General features: G+C 42.2%; 17 protein-coding genes. 13 read left to right on the top strand and 4 right to left on the bottom strand.

Annotated features, from left to right (window positions below):
- From rhuM to NC99_RS08490, 4 genes are all read right to left on the bottom strand, one after another.
- Positions 1-903, bottom strand: a 903-nt coding sequence (rhuM, locus tag NC99_RS08505; RefSeq protein WP_053182248.1) for a virulence protein RhuM/Fic/DOC family protein, incomplete at its 3' end; no start/stop codon positions are given.
- Positions 904-1105: 202 nt separating this feature from the next.
- On the bottom strand, positions 1106-2596 hold the full coding sequence (locus NC99_RS08500; RefSeq protein ID WP_157624699.1) for a hypothetical protein: 1491 nt from the start codon (positions 2594-2596) through the stop codon (positions 1106-1108).
- 337 nt (positions 2597-2933) lie between these two features.
- Positions 2934-3581, bottom strand: coding sequence for a hypothetical protein (locus NC99_RS08495; RefSeq protein ID WP_053182242.1), 648 nt, complete (start codon positions 3579-3581; stop codon positions 2934-2936).
- A gap of 69 nt (positions 3582-3650) precedes the next feature.
- Positions 3651-4187 carry a hypothetical protein gene (locus tag NC99_RS08490; RefSeq protein WP_053182239.1) on the bottom strand — a complete coding sequence of 179 codons (537 nt, stop codon included), beginning with the start codon at positions 4185-4187 and terminating at the stop codon, positions 3651-3653.
- A 728-nt stretch (positions 4188-4915) separates the two neighbouring features.
- Between NC99_RS08490 and NC99_RS08485 the strand changes: the two genes are divergently transcribed.
- The 13 genes from NC99_RS08485 to NC99_RS08420 all read left to right on the top strand — a co-directional run bounded on the left by NC99_RS08485 (position 4916) and on the right by NC99_RS08420 (position 18699).
- Positions 4916-6712, top strand: a complete 1797-nt coding sequence (locus NC99_RS08485) for a helix-turn-helix domain-containing protein (RefSeq protein ID WP_053182237.1) — start codon at positions 4916-4918, stop codon at positions 6710-6712.
- 149 nt (positions 6713-6861) lie between these two features.
- The gene (locus NC99_RS08480) at positions 6862-7542 is read left to right on the top strand and encodes a hypothetical protein (RefSeq protein ID WP_204374947.1); all 681 of its coding nucleotides are present in this window, start codon (positions 6862-6864) and stop codon (positions 7540-7542) included.
- A 39-nt stretch (positions 7543-7581) separates the two neighbouring features.
- Positions 7582-8232, top strand: coding sequence for a DUF3575 domain-containing protein (locus tag NC99_RS08475; RefSeq protein ID WP_053182234.1), 651 nt, complete (start codon positions 7582-7584; stop codon positions 8230-8232).
- A gap of 58 nt (positions 8233-8290) precedes the next feature.
- Positions 8291-9034: a DUF4386 domain-containing protein gene (locus NC99_RS08470; protein ID WP_053182231.1), complete on the top strand. Its 744-nt coding sequence runs from the start codon at positions 8291-8293 to the stop codon at positions 9032-9034.
- A gap of 1 nt (position 9035) precedes the next feature.
- Positions 9036-10211, top strand: coding sequence for a serine hydrolase domain-containing protein (locus NC99_RS08465; protein ID WP_082326382.1), 1176 nt, complete (start codon positions 9036-9038; stop codon positions 10209-10211).
- 11 nt (positions 10212-10222) lie between these two features.
- Complete coding sequence (locus NC99_RS08460) at positions 10223-11176, top strand: alpha/beta fold hydrolase (RefSeq protein WP_082326381.1); 954 nt, start codon at positions 10223-10225, stop codon at positions 11174-11176.
- Between the two features lie 40 nt (positions 11177-11216).
- On the top strand, positions 11217-12083 hold the full coding sequence (locus tag NC99_RS08455; protein ID WP_053182225.1) for an alpha/beta fold hydrolase: 867 nt from the start codon (positions 11217-11219) through the stop codon (positions 12081-12083).
- 25 nt (positions 12084-12108) lie between these two features.
- Positions 12109-13185, top strand: a complete 1077-nt coding sequence (locus NC99_RS08450) for a serine hydrolase domain-containing protein (protein WP_053182223.1) — start codon at positions 12109-12111, stop codon at positions 13183-13185.
- A 44-nt stretch (positions 13186-13229) separates the two neighbouring features.
- The gene (locus NC99_RS08445; RefSeq protein WP_053182220.1) at positions 13230-13865 is read left to right on the top strand and encodes a CatB-related O-acetyltransferase; all 636 of its coding nucleotides are present in this window, start codon (positions 13230-13232) and stop codon (positions 13863-13865) included.
- A gap of 3 nt (positions 13866-13868) precedes the next feature.
- Positions 13869-15104 (top strand): S41 family peptidase, encoded by a 1236-nt coding sequence (locus tag NC99_RS08440; RefSeq protein ID WP_053182217.1) that lies wholly within the window; start codon positions 13869-13871, stop codon positions 15102-15104.
- Positions 15105-15577: 473 nt separating this feature from the next.
- A complete protein-coding gene (locus NC99_RS08430; protein WP_053182209.1) occupies positions 15578-16804 on the top strand; it encodes a M48 family metallopeptidase in 1227 nt (408 codons plus the stop codon).
- A gap of 123 nt (positions 16805-16927) precedes the next feature.
- Positions 16928-17302, top strand: a complete 375-nt coding sequence (locus tag NC99_RS08425; RefSeq protein WP_053182205.1) for a four helix bundle protein — start codon at positions 16928-16930, stop codon at positions 17300-17302.
- A gap of 140 nt (positions 17303-17442) precedes the next feature.
- On the top strand, positions 17443-18699 hold the full coding sequence (locus NC99_RS08420; protein ID WP_053182203.1) for a competence/damage-inducible protein A: 1257 nt from the start codon (positions 17443-17445) through the stop codon (positions 18697-18699).
- The last annotated feature ends 79 nt before the right edge of the window (positions 18700-18778 follow it).

The raw sequence follows: 18778 nt of genomic DNA, 5'->3' as shown, positions 1-18778 counted from the left end.
GACCAAAGCGTTATCTGCAATTCTCTTTTCTCCATTTTCGTGATAAAGAATTCCATTTCTTTCGAGGAAGTACAGAAATAAGAAAGCAGCAATTCTTTTATTTCCATCTGAAAATGAATGGTTTTTTGTCACCAAATAAAGAAGGTTTGCAGCTTTTTCTTCAATACTTGGATATAAATCTTTTCCGTCGAAAGTTTGGTAAATTGTTGAAACTGAACTTTTAAATGAATTGTCTTTTTCGCGACCAAACAATTCACTGTTCCCATATTTTTGTTTTACCAGTCGAATTTGTTTAATTGCTTCGTCGTAAGTGAGTTGGTATTTTTCTTTTCCTGAGGTTCCCTCAATTTTTAAAGTTTGGTAGTCATATTGGTCTAGAATGTCGAGCGCAAAAGCATAATCCGAAATTATTTTTAGTAATCCAATACTTTCTCCACTTGATAATTCCTTTTGGTTTACAATATTCCCTAAAATTTTTACGGATTCCTTTAATTCCCGTAATTGCTCATTTTGTTTGGACAACCGTTTTTCATTTATTGAAAATCCTTTTATTAAAAAGTCTTTTAAAATTTTGTTTGCCCAGATTCTAAACTCGGTTCCTCTTTTTGAATTTACTCGATATCCGACTGCAATTATTATGTCAAGATTGTAGTATTTGATTTTTCGTTTAATTTCTCTGTCACCTTCTTTTTGAACTTGTGCAATTTTTGCACAAGTTGACTTTTCCTCAAGTTCTTGGGTTTTATAAATATTCGAAATGTGTCGGTTAATAGAAGTCCTGTCGGTTTCAAACAATGATTCAAGTTGATATTGATTTAACCAAACTGTCTCATTTTCAAGCTGAACTTCAATTTCAGTCTTTCCGTCTTTGGTCGTAAATATTTGAATTTCGGAATTATTCATATTTGATTTTTCTCAAATATAGCCAATCTTTAAGTGACTTTTTTGTCTTTTTCCATAATGCACGTTAACGGTCACTTGTAAGTTGTCGGGCGGGATTTCTAAGAGAAATCCTGTCAGACCTGCAGAAGGCAACACTGGTCGGACTTGTCAGACCGCTAAAACCCCCGCCTGCCATATACAATTTATTAGGCAAAGTACTTTATTACCATAGTTTCAATTCTTTTATTTCATTAAAATCGGAATAATCAACATTCTTAGTATATCCATCACTTGAGAATCCCTCTACGTATTTTTCATTTGTTTCCTTTATCCTGAATCCAACCTTACCATCTTTTTCTTCTGACGACAACTCAACTTTGAATCCTAAAATTCGAGAGTAGCCAGTTTCGAAGATATCAAGCCAATGGCGATGTGTCGATTCATCCAATGTAGCTACCCAAGAGAGCAACCACCAAATTCGTTCGTGAGCATGTTCCCATGGTTCTAATGCACAATGAGTCCAAAAACATTTCATTTTCTTCGCTCGTGATTCACGACCAAGTTGTACAATATATTGGAGTGCTAACTTTCCAGTTGAAACATCATTGTTTTTTACTCCTGTACATCCTAAATAACCCAACTCTTCCAAACATCTATAAAGAAAATCTGAATCGTTTACAACGACAGCCTTTGAACCTAATTCCTTAATGTATCCAGATAGGAATGGTAAATGGACCATGAAAAAATCATTCTCCTTTTTAGGAGGAGGATTAATAATCCCATTCTGAACTAAATATCTACATGTTGAAGTAAAAATCATGGCACCCGAGATATTCCCATTTTCAACAATTTTCATTGAAAATTTAAACTGTGACCCAAGAAGATTTCTGACTAATTCATGAGTCTGAAGGAACTTTTCAGAAGATTTCTTAAAAAAGATTGTTGCTGTTTCGATTAACTTATTTTGAAAGTCTGTTTTTTCATTTGTTCCGATAGCCTTGTTAAAAATTGAGCTAAGATTATTCTCAATGTGCTGATATAATTTGAATCGACTATCTTTTTTCTCTTTGAGTTCATAGTCTAAATATTTTTCGATGAGCTCAAAAAAGCTTTCAATTGCTTGAATAAAAACACTTATATCACCATTTTCTAATGATAGTATGCAAATGTTTCTAATCCTGAAAAATGGGTCATTCTTTACAGAAATTGTTGCAAATTTTGAGCTTCCAAAATCATGCATTGGTGTTTCTGTTGGAATAGTTGAATCATACTTTTTTAGGAAAAGTTGTTTTTCTTGATTGGCTTTATCAAAGCGTCTTAAAAATCGTTTTAGTTTTCTTTCCTTGTTATTTCTGTTTATTAAGAATATAGGATTTATAGTATCATAGGATATTTGCCATAATAAAATACTGCTATACGCAAGTATCGGGATTGCGATAAAACTAACTGTTGGCACATAAGTTTCATTTATTGCTAAGGTGATTAGTGGAGCAAGAGAAACAAACAAAGTTATTATCGAAAAGGTAAGTTGTTGCCCAGATATCTTATTCTGTAACTGTTTATACTTATTGTTTTGAAGTTGCAAAAATGAAAAGTTAATTGCAAAAATAGCGATTGTTATACTCGCAGTTATAAAAGCTCGATTATAGGTTTGGAAATTGCCATCTTGAATAATAAAATATAAAGCTCCTGATAAAATCAAGAAAGGGAGCATCAGTATTATTTTCAATATTATCCTCATATTTTAGTCATTAGTTCGGTTCATTAGTATTTTCCCCAACGTCTCTGTATATTAACCAACTAAATATATTCCGCTATTATACTCGACGATAATTTTCTGGTTTTCTGGTTTTAATGTCGGGGTTTAAAATTGATTAAGGTCTATCATCTGGTAAATTTTTGAATTGAAATTTGCTTGCTAAAAGTAAGGATTTATTGTTTTAAAGACCGCATTTGATCGAACGGATTTCGGTAATAGGCCTTTAGTTCCTGAAATTCGGAATTTGAAATGAACCCCCGGCCATCACCCAAATAGACCGGGGGTTTTTTAATTAAGATGGTTCTATGATTCCCAGAATTTCGAGCAACTGCGGACGTTCTTGCAGCGCAAGGCGGGCAATGGCCTTAAAATCGGAGTACCACTCATGCAATACGTCCACCGCTTCGTCGCGGGCCTTGGTAGCGTCCTGCGATTCGCCGGTTTCCTTCGTATAAATGGCCAGTTGATTTTCCACTTCCTCTACCAGTGCCAATCCGGCCTGTAGTTTCTCCGTGGTCACACCAAACTCGCTCACTTTAGTCATGGCTGCTTCGTCGGCCATCAGGTTAACGTAAAACATCCGCGCCTGGCTAATCCTGCCAGAGTAGCTTTGTTTACGCCTGCCGCCGATCTGCAGCTTGGTCCACATGCCCGGTTCGTTTTTAAAGGTAATTCGGGCAATTGTTACGTAGGTCATGTAAATATGATGAGCTTCCGACCATTTTCGTTGGAGCTCATTGCTGGCACCATCCTGTTCGCCTGCCTCTTTCACCTGCAGCGCCTGCAGATTTTGAGCGTGGGTCAAAATGGCTTTGCCGGCGGTCAACTTCTCGGACGTATAGCCGAACGGACTCATCAGTCCGGACACATCCGGGTGGCTCAACGCATTGTTGATGCCAGTGTTCGCTTTCAATAATAATTCATCAATCTCTTTGTTCATGATGTTTTTATTTAAGTTAGAGGGTGATCAGAAACAAGAATTTTCTCCCACCACTCCTTAAGCAAAGCCTCATTTTTCAGCGTTCCCAAAATCCGGCAAGGCCCCCCGGTTTTGATTTTGCCCATACCGGCTGGAATTGGAAGCTACCACCCGGAACTGCTCTATACCATCCGGAACTGCTCCATACCATCTGGAACTGCAAGCTACCGCCTGGAACTGCCCCATACCATCCAGAACTGCTCCATACCGGCTGGAATTACTCCATACCGGCTGGATTTGCAAGCTACCGCCTGGAAAAGCGACAATACCGGCCAGAATTGGAAAATTCCGCCTGGTTTTGCGACACGACCGCTCAGAATTACGAGCTACCATCCAGAATTGCGACAATACCGCCTGGAATTGGAAAATTCCGTCTGGAATTGTGACACGACCGCCTGGAATTGCAACAAGACCGTACTTCTTCCATTTCCGGCAGGTATGCACCGATTCGGGCGACGGCTTGCAGCGCTGCCCCGTGGTTTGCGCTGTTCTTCTGGGGCCTTCACCGTGTTCCCGGTCATCCGCCCGTTCTGGCTTCCTTGTTTTTTGCCAACTGTTCCGTTGCATCCAGATGTTTGATTTAATTTTTTGGTTTGACCACAGCAGCTACAATATGTTGAGCAATTGCACACGGTTGCCATCAATCCGTCTGCACCGCTCGATGCCACCTCCCCGCCCCATCCTTTGTTCTTTCGATCTGCGCTGCTCACTTGGCAATGCCTGCCCAAGGGTATCAATTCGTTCCGCTTGGTCTGCCAAAACAGGCATTCTATCAAGTCCTCCTATTGAATGGTCTCTTTCCCCGGCCGGGAATCGATTGTTCAGAATTGCAATGGTTAAACAAAACTATCATTTTAATGGTACTGACCTATGAAATAGCTTAAAAAAGTGGGTAGCCCTATTGTATTTGGAATGAGTTTAAATAATAACGCAGATGGTCGTAAACAGCAACGAGCCAGGCTGGACCGGGATTTGTTTTTCCAGCGTACAAAGCCCGACGAGCAAATGCCAACACGGGCGCACAAGCCGGGCAGCAGGAGTTTGTCGATTATCGAATCCTTTGGTTGAATCAGGAATTTCTGTTTCAAACGGGCAGGTCTGCCTGGTGGATTTCGGCGAGCATGATACACTAGCCTGCATCGGCTGTGGTTAGACCATAGGAAGAAGAGCAGATTCAACAGGCCATGCCAGATTGATTATTTGATAAAATATTCGGAATTTTGTTTGTGATTCAACCATTCCTAATAACCGAATGTTTCCAATCTGGCTACTTACCAACAAATAGAACCAAATTGATGAATGCTGAAAAATACTCCCCTCCTTCAACAGAAGTAAAATCGATAGCAGTGCTTCCTTTTGTGAATATGAGTGCCGATGTTGAAAACGAATATTTTAGCGATGGAATAACGGAAGAAATAATCAATGCATTAACACGTATTGAAGGTTTGAAAGTAATTGCGCGCACTTCGTCGTTCTCGTTTAAGGGGAAAAATATCGATGTGCGCGAGATTGGCCGTCAGCTGGTTGTTTCGGCTGTGTTAGAAGGCAGCGTGAGGAAAGTTCAAAACCGGGTGCGTATAACCGCTCAGTTAATTAATGCGGCAGACGGCACACATTTTTGGTCAAAAAACTTTGACCGTAACCTGGAAGATATTTTCGAACTTCAGGATGAAATCAGTCTGCTGATTGCCAACCAGATTCGCGAAAACTTCGGCCACTTTAATATCCAGGAACATTTGGTGGGCAAACCAACCAAAAACATGCAAGCCTATGAGTTGTACCTGAAGGGGCATTTTTACCAGCTAAAATGGGACGCTGATTCCATCCGTGAAGCCACAAAATACTACGAAGCCTCGGTAGCACTTGATCCCGGGTTTGCTCGAGCATATTACGGACTGGTGCAGAGTTACGGTTTGTTGGCGGCCTGGGGCTACATGCCCGCAGAGGAGGGTTTTTCCAAAGCCACTCATAATTTTATGATTGCTGCCGATATCGATAAGTCTTTACCCGAATACGGAATGTCGTTTGTTGGCCGTACTTTTTGGAAGAATTGGGATTTTCAGCCTACCTACACGCAGTTGTGCGAAACACTCGAACTTTATCCAAAATATACCGATGCCCTGGAAGCGATGGCCGAGCTTTTCCTGGCGCATGGCTATTGGCCGCAGGCCGAAGAGTATATTCGAAGAGCGATGGACGTGGATCCGCTTTCGGCGAACCATTATTATACACTGGCGAACATTAATTATTACCAACGGAAATTTGAGCTTGCCTTGGAGCTGGTGGAAAAAGCCTTATACATCAATCCTGAATTTGTGTTGGCCTACGAACTGAAAACCCTGTGCCTGATTTGGCTCAACCAAAAGGATATTTTTGAAGCGTTTATTTCCGATCATGAAAATGCGGCTACCAAACGTTTGCTTTTCAAGGTAATTAATGGCAGTAAGAAAGTTTTACCTTCAGCAACAATAGAAGAATGGCGAGAGGTGGCAAAAGACGAACGCCAGATGGTTCCCTATGAATTGTTTATTCTTGCCAATGCCAATCACAAAGAAGAAGCTTTTGAGCTGCTGAAAGAATATATTGAACAGAAAAGGGGGCAAATTATCAACTTCCGGCAAGATCCCTCGTTGGAGCCTTTGCGCGAATTTGATGGATTTGCCAAGCTTCATTGTTCCAATTTCGAATATCAGGAAGTGGAGAAAGTATCAACCGATAAAACGGCAGATTCAAAACCCAGCCGATCGGAGCTTGATGTTCAGATGAAAAAACTGATGGATTTTATTGATGCTGAAAAACCATTTCTCGATGCGCAGCTTAACCTCAGTCGTTTGGCCGGAAGTGTACAGTTGCACCCAAACCGGCTTTCTTTCCTGATTAACGAAAAAACGGGCATGAATTTTAACGAGTTTGTCAACCAATTCAGATTGGCACATTTTAAAGAAATTGCTGTTGATGATAAAAACGCTCATATAACTATTTTAGGATTGGCCTACGAAAGTGGTTTTAATTCGAAGACAGTTTTTAATGCTTACTTCAAAAAGATTGAAAATACCACTCCCGGGATCTGGTTAAAGCAGGCCAGGCAGTAATCTTTTTTAGCTTCTCTTTTTCTCGCAGTTCGAAACCTCATCCAAGTTCGGATTCTCACCAATACGTCCCGAATTACAATTTCGGACGATCTACTCTTTTTTGTGCTGCATCTTTGCATCATCAATGAAATAATCTAAAACTCTTTAAAATGAAAAATTCTATAGAACCACGGATGTTAGGAAAATTTCTACTAATTCTTGTTTTAACATCAAGCACATTTGGTGCTTTTGCACAAAAAAAGCCAACCTCGGGCAAAGAGACAGAAGTAGCTCATAAGTACAGTGTAAGCTTACCTTATTTTATTATAACAGATCCTATTGAAGGGGGCTGGAACGATCGAACAAGTACACAAATGATAGAGCTTCATGTAAAGCGTAACCTGGATAATAAGAATATCATAGGATTGAAGCTTGCCTCCTGGCGATTGTTTCAACCTATGGGAATTCTATGGTGGGATGGTCTTTTGGATAAGTTAGAAACAGAAAGTGAATTTTATCCGGGGCATGTACGAGAATCAGGAATTGGTATAACGTACCAACGTATGCTATGGAAAGGGCTATTTGCAACGATTGAAGTTTTACCGCAATTTCAAACCTACATGGATCTTGACGGTAATAAGCTTGGAAATGGTTTTAAAGTTTATAATTCCTTTCACGTAGGCTACCATTTCGAATTTGGCAAGAAAAAACGATTTTTCATAGAACCTCAGGTCCATTCGCAATTTTGGGCGTTCGAAACTAAAGCACCGGAAGGTTTCAAAGAATTGGATGACAAATGGAGAAACTATTTCCTTCTTGAGCCAAATATATATATCGGAATAAATTTCTAAAACAGCGATTGTAAGTTCTCAATAAACAATTTTTATTGAATGAAAACAAGAATCAGGAAAAACAACATGTTCAGAAGAGTAAAAAGAATGTCTTACTCAGCAGTATTTTTATTCGCTGTTTTATTAGCGGGAAATGCAAGTGCCCAAAGCCATGAAAAAAATGAATCAGAACGATGGATAAGTCCTGCCAAAACAGCAATCAATGTTTGTCCGGGAGGAGTTGCTTTCGGGTTTTACTCGGCCAACATCGAGCATCTGTTTGGCGAAAATCATGGGCTTGTATTACGAGGCGATTTGGAAACCATTCCGAAAACCTATTCCGACGCAAAAATCGATGCCAGTGGAAAAGCTATGATCCTGAATTACCGCTATCACATTGGCGGAGGTTTAAATTCGTTTTATGCCGGTGCTTTTGCACGCTATCGAAAAATAAAAGGCGACGGAACTTTGGAATCGGGCGATTTCGATTTCAAACTGCCCGAATGTACCGTTGGTTTGAATGTGGGAAAACGCTGGATTTGGAAGAGTGGATTTACCTTGAACTTTGCGCTTGGTTATGGTTATGCTTATGATGAGCTGAAAGTGAATAAGTCGAGCCAGGCTGCGATTGATGCAATCGATGTGTTCCGCGATGATTATGCTTTTATGAATGGTTTCCTGGGAGAATTCTCGATTGGCTATACTTTTTAAAAATAAACTTGCCCTGGGTTTCTGAAAAGGGAATTTTCGGGGAAAAAATTCATCAACAATGAAAACAATAAGTCCAAAACACCAATTAATTGCAAAAGCAGGTTCAGTTTACCTGACATTGATATTAACCGGTATTTTTGCCCACTTTTTTGTTCGGGCAGGGATTATCGAACCCGGAAATGCAGCAGCTACCGCTCAAAATATTCTGAATAGAGATTTCTTTTTCAGACTGGGGCTGGTTTCTGATCTGATGTTTATAGTGAGTTTTATTTTTCTTGGTTTGATTTTTTACCGAATGTTTCAAACAACCAATAAACACTACGCTCGCGCATTGCTTGCAGTAGTTCTGGTTTCAGGCGCCATGATGGGGGTTAATGTACTGAATCAGTTTGCCGCTCAGTTTGTTTTAGGTGGAAACGAATATTTAGCGGTGTTTTCAGAACAGCAGTTGCAAGCGCTGTCGTTATTTTTCCTCGATTTACACACGCACGGAGTACACATTGGGCACTTGTTTTATGGACTTTGGTTGTTCGCTTTAGGCTATTTGGTAATGAAATCGGACTTGTTCCCGGGCGTTTGGGCGAAAATTTTCGGTGGTTTGTTAATTGCCGGGGCCGTTGGTTACGAGATCGATTTTCTGAGCTATTTCCTTTTTCCCGCTTACTTCGGAGCAATATCAGAATTTGCTACCATTCCTGCCAATTTGGGCGAACTCTCACTTTGTATCTGGCTGATTTTTAAAGGAGCAATCCGAAAAGACAAACACAGAGTAGTTTATACCGCAATTAACTCAGAAAAATAACATGAAACAGCTTTATTTGGCAACAGTTATTCTTTTTGTGCTTTTATTTCTAAGCGGATGTTCTTCTGACCTAAACAGGGATAAAGCCCGCAAGAGAACGGAAAAGCTATTTCTAAAAGAACTGGCAAAAGACGATGTACACAACGCATTTTTGCAGGTTTACTCGCCTTCGCAGAAAATCGACTGGAATTTTGTTGGTGGACAATTTCAAAACGGGGAAGCTGTTACGGCAGTCAACCCGTTTTATACCGCCAGCATTGGAAAAACTTTTACAGCCACGGCTATTGCTGTTTTGGCAGAAGAAGGCCGTTTAAAGCTCAACGATAAAATCGCACTATTTCTTCCCGATTCAGTTATGGAGAACTTGCATGTTTTTGAAGGAAAAGATTATTCGAACGAAATTACCATTGCCCAATTGTTGCAGCACACATCGGGTTTGCCCGATTATTTTGAAGGTGAAACCATTGATGGCAGTAAAAACGTGATGGAGCTTTTGTTCGCCAATCCCGAAAAGTTCTGGAATCCGAACGAAACAGTTCGCTTTGCTAAAGAAAAGATGCAGCCCTTGTTTGTGCCTGATACCAATTATAACTATACCGATACCGAGTATGTTTTGCTGGGTTTGATTATTGAAAAGCTCAGTGAAGTTTCATTGCACGAATTTTTCAGGACGCATTTTTTTGAGCCGCTTGGCATGAAAAACAGCTTCATGTTTTTACGTTCCGAACCAGCAGCTGAAACAGCTAGAATGGCCGAAGTCTATGCAGGAGAAACAGAAGTTAGCAGCATGAAAAGCCTGAGTGCCGACTGGGCGGGTGGAGGTTTGGTTTCTACCGCCGGTGATTTGAATAGATTTCAGCAGGCTTTGTTTACGGGAGAAATTATTTCAGAAGCAACATTAGAAGAAATGCAAAACTGGATTCCCGAAACCCGTGGGATGGAATACGGCTATGGCCTGCGAAAAATTTCGTTCAAAAAACTATTTCCCGTTTTACCCGACTTAGCAGTGGTTGGCCACTCCGGAATCACCGGCTCGTTTATGTATTATTGCCCGGAACTGGATGTTTTTCTGGCGGGTACACTCAATCAAACAGAGCAGGTGAAAAACTCGGCTGTGCTAATGGCGAAAGTGCTTTCGTTTATAAATGACTTGGGAAGAATAGAAAAACGAAACTAAAAACAATTACAATGAATAGACTTTTCTATCTGCTTGCTTTAGTCATGTTTGCCAAAATAGCAGATGCAACAGCAATAGACACAACTCAGATCGTTGAAATCGGCGGAATAAAACAATACCTAAGAATAAACGGAAATGATTTGAACAAGCCGATTTTACTTTATTTGCACGGCGGGCCTGGTGCCGCGGTTTCGGCACATAAAGATTTTGTTACCGGAAAACTTGAAGACCACTTTGTCGTGGTTCACTGGGACCAACGCGGTTCAGGGGAAACACAGCGCTTAAACACTCCGGCAATTCCGCCAACTTTAGCTCAAATGAAAAAAGATGCTGAAGAAGTTATGTACTACCTTTTGAGTCATTTTAAACGCGATAAACTGATGGTGTTGGGCAACTCCTGGGGAACGGTTTTAGGTTTTCATCTGGCACAGAAATATCCCCGCAAAATAAGCGCGTATATTGCTTTGAGCCCGGTTGTTAGCAACCTAAGAAGCCAGCAGGCAACCTTGCAGATTCTTAAAAACCACTTTCAGCTAGAAGGAAATACAAAGGCGGTTCAGCAGCTTTCGGAAGTAAAAATTCCGTACGATGATGTAAAACAGATGCTTGTTCAATACCGTTGGGAAACCGCGTTTGGCGGCGAAGAAATGTCGGAGGAACAGTTTGAGCAGTTGCTTTCATTCTTCAAAGGCTGGGGAAAAATGTGGATGCCACTTTACCAGGAACTTTATTCAATTGATCTCAAAGAAACGGTAACAGCTATTGATTGTCCGGTGTATTTTATTTTGGGTGAAAACGATTACACCACATATTTCAAACTCACCGAAGAATATTTCGGGCAGCTAAAAGCACCTTCAAAAAGACTTTCCCGGATTGAGGGAGTGGGGCACAATATTCCGGCTTTTGCAGCAACACAAATGCAGGATATCGTAATCCAGAATATAGCGTCGGAAATAAAACAGTAAAAAAGTGGAATTGCCTGCTAAAATCAGAAAACACAAAGCCATGAACACTTTTTTTAACGGCCTCGATACGCGGAAGGAAATGATCAGAATGTACTATCAAAAACTGGACAAACTACCCATTAGTTACGAACAGAAAATGATTGAAACCACTTTCGGAGATACCAACCTTGTAATTACCGGACCAGAGGGGAAACCACCCCTTGTTTTGCTGCACGACACTAATAGTTGTGCTCCGCTCGCGCTCGAATCAATGGTAGAACTTACATATCATTTCAGGGTTTATGCCATTGATGTGTTGGGACAACCCAACCTCAGCGAAGAATTAAGGTTAAACATGAAGGACAACACCTATGGAAAATGGATGTACGAAATTCTTTCAAGATTTGGGCTTCAAAACACCTCTTTGGTTGGAATTTCCAGGGGCGGCTTTATAGCATTGAAGACTTTAATATTTGACGAAAAACGAATTGCCCGAACGTTTTTAATTACTCCCGAAGGAATTGTAAACGGAAACCCACTTCAGCTTTTTATGAAAGTAATTCTTCCGCTGAAAATGTACCGGGCAACGAAGAGTACGAAGTACCTAAACTGGTTTCTGGAAGAATTTTACACCGAAGAAAATGAATTTTCAAAAGCATTTTTATCCAATGTGTATTTGCACTACAAAATAGATTTGTCAAAAGCTCCTTTAATCAGAAAGAAGGAAGCCCTGCAAATAAAAACACCTGTACACATTATTGCCGCAGAAAAAGATTTACTGTTCCCCGGAAAGAAATTAATTAAACGTGCCAATACGATTTTTCCATTGCTAAGCGAAGTGGTTTTGCTCCGCAATTCGAAGCACATATTATCAAAACAAGACAACAGAAAAACAACAGAATTAATTCGTAACAGTATCTGGCTTTAATCCCTTGACAAAAACAATTTTAATCATGAAAAAAAGACTTTACACACTTATCCTTTTTCTCTCTGTATTAACGCTTTTTTCTGCATGTAGCGACGATGAAAATCCGCTGCCAAACCCCGGAGATTATACCGATGCACTTACCTTTTTTGAAGACATTGACTTTAACGGCTCGGTATTGATCTCGAAAAACGGCGATGATATATTGCGACGAGGTTTTGGAGAAGCCAACAAAAGTGGCGGGGTTTTAAATAATGCGGATACAAAGTTCAGGATTGGATCGGTAAGTAAAACACTAACCGGAATGGGCGTTGTTCAGTTAAAACGCGATGGACTAATAACAGGGTTCGACCAGCCGTTAAGCGATTTAGATGCTGACTTTCCGCATGGAGAAGAGATTACGATCCGGCATTTGTTGAGCCACCAGTCTGGAGTTCCGGATTATTTACCTTTTGTAGAAACCAAAGCTAAAAGTGGCGAGCAGATTTCTCCTGAAGATATTTATACTTTGATAAAAACTTATTTGTCGGATACTGATTTGGATTTTGAACCCGGAAGTTCGATGGCGTATTCAAACACTAATTTTCTGATTGCGGCTTTGCTTATCGAAGAGTTATCGGGCGAAACTTACGAAGACTACATAAAAGCGAATGTGCTGACTCCGCTGGACATGACCGACACCGAAATGGGAACTGACGAAATATCGGGCGAGCAGTATGCACAAGGATACAACGGCAATGCAAATGTTTCGGCGTATCCGATAGAAATTACTTTAGGGGCGGGTTGTTGGACCAGTACCGTTGGCGACCTCGAAAAATGGTGCAAAGCAGCCATGGGCGACGAATGGTTTTCTGCCGATGAAAAAGAGCTTATCTTTGGAGGAGAGGTGCCTGCAGAGAGTACAGTTTTTGGACTGGCCTGGTTCAAAAGTAAAATTAGTGGAAAGACGTTTCTCTGGCACGGTGGCGATATCGATGGCTTTGCATCGCTTATTGGTTTTGTTCCAGAAAGTAGTGGAGTGGTAATTGCCTTAAGTAATCAGCAAGATGATACCGCGGCAAAACGAAATTCGATTATAGAAACCATTGTAACGAAAGAATTGTAAATCGATGTTTTTATATCTTAACACACAAATTAATGATTCGATAGATGAATATCCCGGATAAAAATAAAACCTTTCCACTAGCGCACCACAACAAGTTGTGTTTTCTGAAGAACATGATTACAAATCCCAACATTATTGTAGGCGATTACACCTATTACGATGATTTTGATGACGTTCATAATTTCGAAAAGAATGTAAAGTATCATTTCGATTTTGTAGGAGATAAACTAATTATCGGAAAATTTTGCATGATAGCTTCCGGCGCTACTTTTATTATGAATGGCGGCAACCATTTAACCGATTCCATCTCGTCGTATCCATTTTCAATTTTTGGTGGCGACTGGGCCAATGCCATGGAAGGGAAAAGCTTTCCATTTAAAGGCGATACGGTTGTTGGTAATGATGTTTGGATTGGGCACAACGCCGTGATAATGCCCGGAGTGAAAATCGGAGATGGAGCTATAATTGCAACAAATTCAACAGTAACAAAAGATGTCGAACCATATACAATTGTTGGAGGCAATCCTGCCAAGCCAATTCGAAAACGTTTTTCTGCTGAGCAAATTGAGATACTTCTGCAATTAAAATGGTGGAACTGGGATATTGAGAAAATTACCCGATCGGCACAAATTCTTACTGGAAATGATGTAGCAGCACTTCGTCGGTTAAAAAACGAGTAGAAAATGAAGACAATTTTGATGACGTTAATGATCCTGCTTTCGGTTGCAGGAGTTTCGCAAGAATTGAGCAGAGAAGCCTGGCTCGAAGATTTGGCGGCATATAAAGGCGGCCTGGAAGAAAAGCATATTGATGTGTACAACCAGATAAAAAGGGCGGAATTCGAGGCTGAGTTGGAAAGAATAAAAGCTGCTGTTGGAGAAAAAACGGATTTCGAAACCGTGATCGATCTAATGCGGCTTACCCGCAAGATAGGCGATGGGCATACCGCTGTTTCAACCCGGAATCTTGATCTGCATAATTTTCCGCTGGAACTGCAAAATTTTGACGGGAGTTGGCGGGTTGTAGCAATTTCAGAAAGCCACAAACATATACTCGGTCAGAAGGTGGTTGAAATCAATGGCCTGCCGATTGATTCTGTTGCTGAAAAAATTGGTGAAGTAGCTCAGTTTGTAGAGAACGAATATTCGCAGGTAGTTAGAACAGCACAATATCTTACAAATGCCGGATTGTTGCATGGTTTGGGAATCGCTCATCAAAATGCAGCTACTGTTTTTACTTTTCAATATGACAACGGAAAGCGAATCAGAGAAGAATTGCGTCCGCTAAGTTGGGAAGACTATGATAAAACAGCATTCAGCAAAATAGAAATTGGTGTTCCTGAAATTTCGGCTCCTGAAAATCCGGCAATCGAAAATTTTTGGTATGCTCCTATAGTTGAAACCAACGGTCTTTATATTCATTTTGAAAGTTACCCCAAATTTGAAGACATGATGACTGTTGCAGAAGAGATGGTAGCTTACATTTATCAGCAGAATATTCAAAAATTAGTGATCGACTTAAGAAATAACGGTGGCGGCGATTTGTATGTTGGGTTGGTGTTGGCCAATGCGCTGAATATTGCCGATCCGATAGACTGGAAGTCGGGCGTTTACGTTTTGTGCGATAAGGTAACATTTTCGGCAGGGGCCAGCAATACTGCCTTGTTTCGCGAGCTGCTGAATGCAACAGTTGTTGGCGAACCCACAGGATCAAACCCCACTGGTTACCAGGACATGGATACTTTTGAGCTACCCAACTCAAAACTGGTGATTTGTTATTCGAAGCGCCTGTTTCGTATTCAGGAAACCACAACCTCCGGCGTTCAGCCCGATGTTCCTTTAAAATACGAATGGGAAAGTTTTTTAAAGGGAAATGACAATATGCTGGAGTGGGTAATCGAAGAAATAAATTTTAAATAGGACGTAACGGCATTCTGATTGGTGATAAGACACGCGTAGGCAGGTACTTTTTTTGATTTGAAGACATTGAAAAATGTTGCTCAATGCAATAGGTCTGCGTATTGCCGCTACAAACAGCCTACCCCGATAGCATCGGGGTCCGGCAGCGCCCCCTTCCAGAAATTCTCCGGGGCAAGTTGTTATCGCAGCACTCAGACGAGGCGAGTTTGGGAGTTGAACACCAAACGTTGCCACTTCAGGTGCATCAGTTTTTAATCAACGATTACATGCATGCGTAATTCAAAATTACGCCAGCCTGAATAATTATTTTGAATCTTATCAGCCAACTGACAAACAGAACTTGATCCGGCAGCTGCCGGATGGAATTTGTTTTTTTGGATTTTGGAGTTTGTTCTTTTTTTTGGAATTTGAAATTTGATCTATCAGCTTCCCGGTTTTTCTTACCTTTGAAAGCATTTTTAAAATTGCACAACATGACAACCCTATTCTGGATTATTCTGGGTATCCTGATCTTGGATTTTGTGGTTGAACGGGTACTCGATTACCTGAACACCACACGCTGGACAAGCCAGCTACCCGACGAAGTAAAAGGCATTTACGACGAAGATAAATACCGCCGCCAGCAAGCTTACTCGAAAACCAACCACCGCTTTGGCATGCTCACCAGCTCGTTCAGCTTTGTGCTGATTGTGCTAATGCTTTTCTTCGAAGGCTTTGCCCTGGTTAACCAGTGGGCGCTTTCCGTGTCGGCCAGCCCGGTGTGGTCGGCTCTAGTTTTCTTCGGAATTTTGCTGCTGGCCTCCGATCTGCTCAGCACGCCATTCGACTTGTACAGCACTTTTGTGATTGAAGAAAGATACGGATTCAACAAAACCACCCCCAAAACCTATGTGCTCGACAAGCTGAAAGGCTGGTTGCTGGGTGCACTGATTGGCGGCGGTTTGCTGGCGTTGATCATTTTCATTTACCTGAAAACGGGCGAATGGTTCTGGCTGTACGTGTGGCTGGTGGTCAGCGGCTTTTCCATTTTCATGGCCATGTTTTACTCCTCGCTCATCGTACCGCTGTTCAACAAGCAAACGCCGCTGGAAGACGGTGAGCTGAAGCAGGCCATCCAAAGCTTTGCCTCCAAGGTGGGCTTCAAGCTCGACAATATTTATGTGATTGACGGCAGCAAACGCTCCACCAAAGCCAACGCCTATTTCTCGGGATTGGGCCCGAAAAAACGCATTGTCCTTTACGACACGCTGATCAAGGACATGGAAATACCGGAACTGGTAGCGGTGCTGGCACACGAAATCGGGCATTACAAGAAAAAACATGTCTTGTGGAGTTTGCTCATCGGCATCATCCAAACCGGGCTGATGTTGTACATTTTCTCCCTGCTGATTGACAGTCCGGCCCTTTCGGCAGCCCTGGGCGTCAGCGAACCCAGCTTCCACATCGGGCTGATTGCCTTTGGCATCTTGTACTCGCCGCTGTCCTCCGTGATCGGCATCGGCATGAATCTTTTTTCGCGTAAGAATGAGTACGAAGCTGACGCTTTTGCCGCGCAACATTACAATGGCCAGCCCCTGGCCTCGGCCCTGAAAAAACTCTCGGTGAAAAACCTCAGCAACCTGCGCCCCCACCCGGCCTATGTGTTTGTGCACTATTCGCACCCACCGCTGCTGGAGCGCCTGGCGGCGATGAGAGGGTGAGATGGAGAGAGAGAGAGAGAGAGAGAGAGAGAGAGTGGGAAGATGGGATGATGAGAAAGTGGGAAATAGAGATGGGGAGAGGGTGAGATTTAAAAAAGACAATAACCATTCAATAATAAAACTATGGAACGAATCAAAACGCATCGGGAACTAAAGGTTTATAAGAAATCCTTCGAAGTAGCCATGAAGATTTTTGTTTTATCAAGATCTTTCCCTAAAGATGAAACTTACTCGCTGACAGATCAGATCCGAAGATCATCGCGTTCAGTTTCCAGCAATATTTCAGAAGCTTTTCGCCGAAGAAAATACCCAAAATCATTTGTCAACAAATTAAATGAAAGCGAAGCGGAAGCGGCCGAGACTCAAAATTGGCTCGATTTTGCAGTAGCATGTCAATATATCTCACAGGATCAGTATAAAGAATTCGATGAGGAATACGAAAACATTATTGGAATGTTGGTGAACATGCAACGATCTCCTGAAAAATGGAGCATCTGAATGAGAGAGGGTGAGAGAGAGAGAGAGAGAGAGATGGAGAGATGGAGAGATGTTGAAAAGCCAATGATCTCGTGTTCTCACACTCCCACACTCCCACTCTCTCATATTCTCACATTCTCACCCTCTCACACTCTCAAATCATGAAGGCAGAAATTATCACCATAGGCGACGAAATATTAATCGGTCAAATCGTTGACACGAACTCAGCATGGATGGGCGAACAGCTCAACCTGCACGGCATTGAAGTTTTTCAAATCACCTCGGTACACGACCAGCACGAGCACATTTTGGAAGCGCTGGCCAACGCCGAAAAACACGCCGACCTGGTGCTCATCACCGGCGGACTGGGCCCAACCAAGGACGACATCACCAAAAAAGTACTGTGCGATTACTTTGATTGCGAATTGGTGCTGAATGAGCAGGTGCTGGCGAATGTGACCGAGCGGCTGACCAAACGCAAGGTCAGCATGAACCAGCTCAACAAGGACCAGGCGCTGGTTCCATCGAAATGCACCGTTTTAAACAATTCAACCGGAACAGCCCCCGGCATGTGGTTCGAAAAGAACGACACGCTCTTTGTTTCCATGCCCGGCGTGCCTTTCGAAATGAAAAGCATCATGAGCGAGGAAGTGCTGCCCCGCCTGGCGAAAAGCGGGAAAGCCAAATCCATCTACCACCAAACGGTGTTGGTTTACGGCATTCCTGAATCCATGCTGGCCGAAAAGATTGAAGCCTGGGAGACCGCCCTGCCCGACTTTATCAAGCTGGCGTATTTGCCCAGCCAACTCATGATTCGCCTGCGCTTAAGCGCGTACGGCGAGCAAATGGAAAGCTTGCAAGAGGAAGTCAGCCGGCAAATTGATCAACTCAAGCTGCTCATTCCCGAGCATATTTTTGGCTACAACGGCGATTCGCTGGCGGGTGTCACCGGTCGTTTGCTGGTCAAAGCCGGCGCCACACTGGGCATTGCCGAAAGTTGCACCGGCGGCATGATTGCCCACATGTTTACCGCCAACGCCGGAAGCTCAGTCTATCTGAAGGGCGGAGTTGTGGCTTATTCCAACGAAGTAAAAATGGCGATCCTGGGCGTGAAATCCGAAACGCTGGAAGCCCATGGTGCCGTGAGCAAGGAAGTGGCCCTGGAAATGGCGCAGGGCGTTCAACAAGCGCTGCATACCGACTACGCCGTGGCTACCACCGGCATTGCGGGGCCTGATGGTGGCACTGACGAAAAACCGGTCGGCACGGTTTGGATTGCGGTAATCAGTAAACAGAACATCAAACTGGAACGTTATACCTTCGCACACAACCGCGAACGTAATATTATGCGGTCCTCACAAGCGACCATTAACCTGCTGCGCCAATTATTGTTGACAGAAAATCCGCATTTGGCATGATTCTTTCATAACTTAGAGGAACAAAAAAATAGACGGAAAATAAGGCCCGGTGGTAAGTAAATCGGGCCATTTGACTGTA

This window comes from Sunxiuqinia dokdonensis (genome assembly GCF_001270965.1).
Classification (GTDB): Bacteria; Bacteroidota; Bacteroidia; order Bacteroidales; family Prolixibacteraceae; genus Sunxiuqinia; species Sunxiuqinia dokdonensis.
The sequence above is the reverse complement of the archived record's forward strand: the minus strand, read 5'-3'. Positions and strand labels throughout refer to the sequence as shown.

Excerpts from the sequence above, each read along its gene's own strand:
- NC99_RS08445 (WP_053182220.1), top strand. The coding sequence starts at position 13,230 with ATGAATATCCCGGATAAAAATAAAACCTTTCCACTAGCGCACCACAAC.
- NC99_RS08420 (WP_053182203.1), top strand. The coding sequence starts at position 17,443 with ATGAAGGCAGAAATTATCACCATAGGCGACGAAATATTAATCGGTCAA.
- NC99_RS08470 (WP_053182231.1), top strand. The coding sequence starts at position 8,291 with ATGAAAACAATAAGTCCAAAACACCAATTAATTGCAAAAGCAGGTTCA.
- NC99_RS08430 (WP_053182209.1), top strand. The coding sequence starts at position 15,578 with ATGACAACCCTATTCTGGATTATTCTGGGTATCCTGATCTTGGATTTT.
- NC99_RS08465 (WP_082326382.1), top strand. The coding sequence starts at position 9,036 with ATGAAACAGCTTTATTTGGCAACAGTTATTCTTTTTGTGCTTTTATTT.
- NC99_RS08425 (WP_053182205.1), top strand. The coding sequence starts at position 16,928 with ATGGAACGAATCAAAACGCATCGGGAACTAAAGGTTTATAAGAAATCC.
- NC99_RS08490 (WP_053182239.1), bottom strand. The coding sequence starts at position 4,187 with ATGCAACGGAACAGTTGGCAAAAAACAAGGAAGCCAGAACGGGCGGAT.
- NC99_RS08500 (WP_157624699.1), bottom strand. The coding sequence starts at position 2,596 with ATGCTCCCTTTCTTGATTTTATCAGGAGCTTTATATTTTATTATTCAA.
- NC99_RS08495 (WP_053182242.1), bottom strand. The coding sequence starts at position 3,581 with ATGAACAAAGAGATTGATGAATTATTATTGAAAGCGAACACTGGCATC.
- NC99_RS08475 (WP_053182234.1), top strand. The coding sequence starts at position 7,582 with ATGAAAACAAGAATCAGGAAAAACAACATGTTCAGAAGAGTAAAAAGA.
- NC99_RS08455 (WP_053182225.1), top strand. The coding sequence starts at position 11,217 with ATGAACACTTTTTTTAACGGCCTCGATACGCGGAAGGAAATGATCAGA.
- NC99_RS08480 (WP_204374947.1), top strand. The coding sequence starts at position 6,862 with ATGAAAAATTCTATAGAACCACGGATGTTAGGAAAATTTCTACTAATT.
- NC99_RS08450 (WP_053182223.1), top strand. The coding sequence starts at position 12,109 with ATGAAAAAAAGACTTTACACACTTATCCTTTTTCTCTCTGTATTAACG.
- NC99_RS08485 (WP_053182237.1), top strand. The coding sequence starts at position 4,916 with ATGAATGCTGAAAAATACTCCCCTCCTTCAACAGAAGTAAAATCGATA.
- NC99_RS08440 (WP_053182217.1), top strand. The coding sequence starts at position 13,869 with ATGAAGACAATTTTGATGACGTTAATGATCCTGCTTTCGGTTGCAGGA.
- NC99_RS08460 (WP_082326381.1), top strand. The coding sequence starts at position 10,223 with ATGAATAGACTTTTCTATCTGCTTGCTTTAGTCATGTTTGCCAAAATA.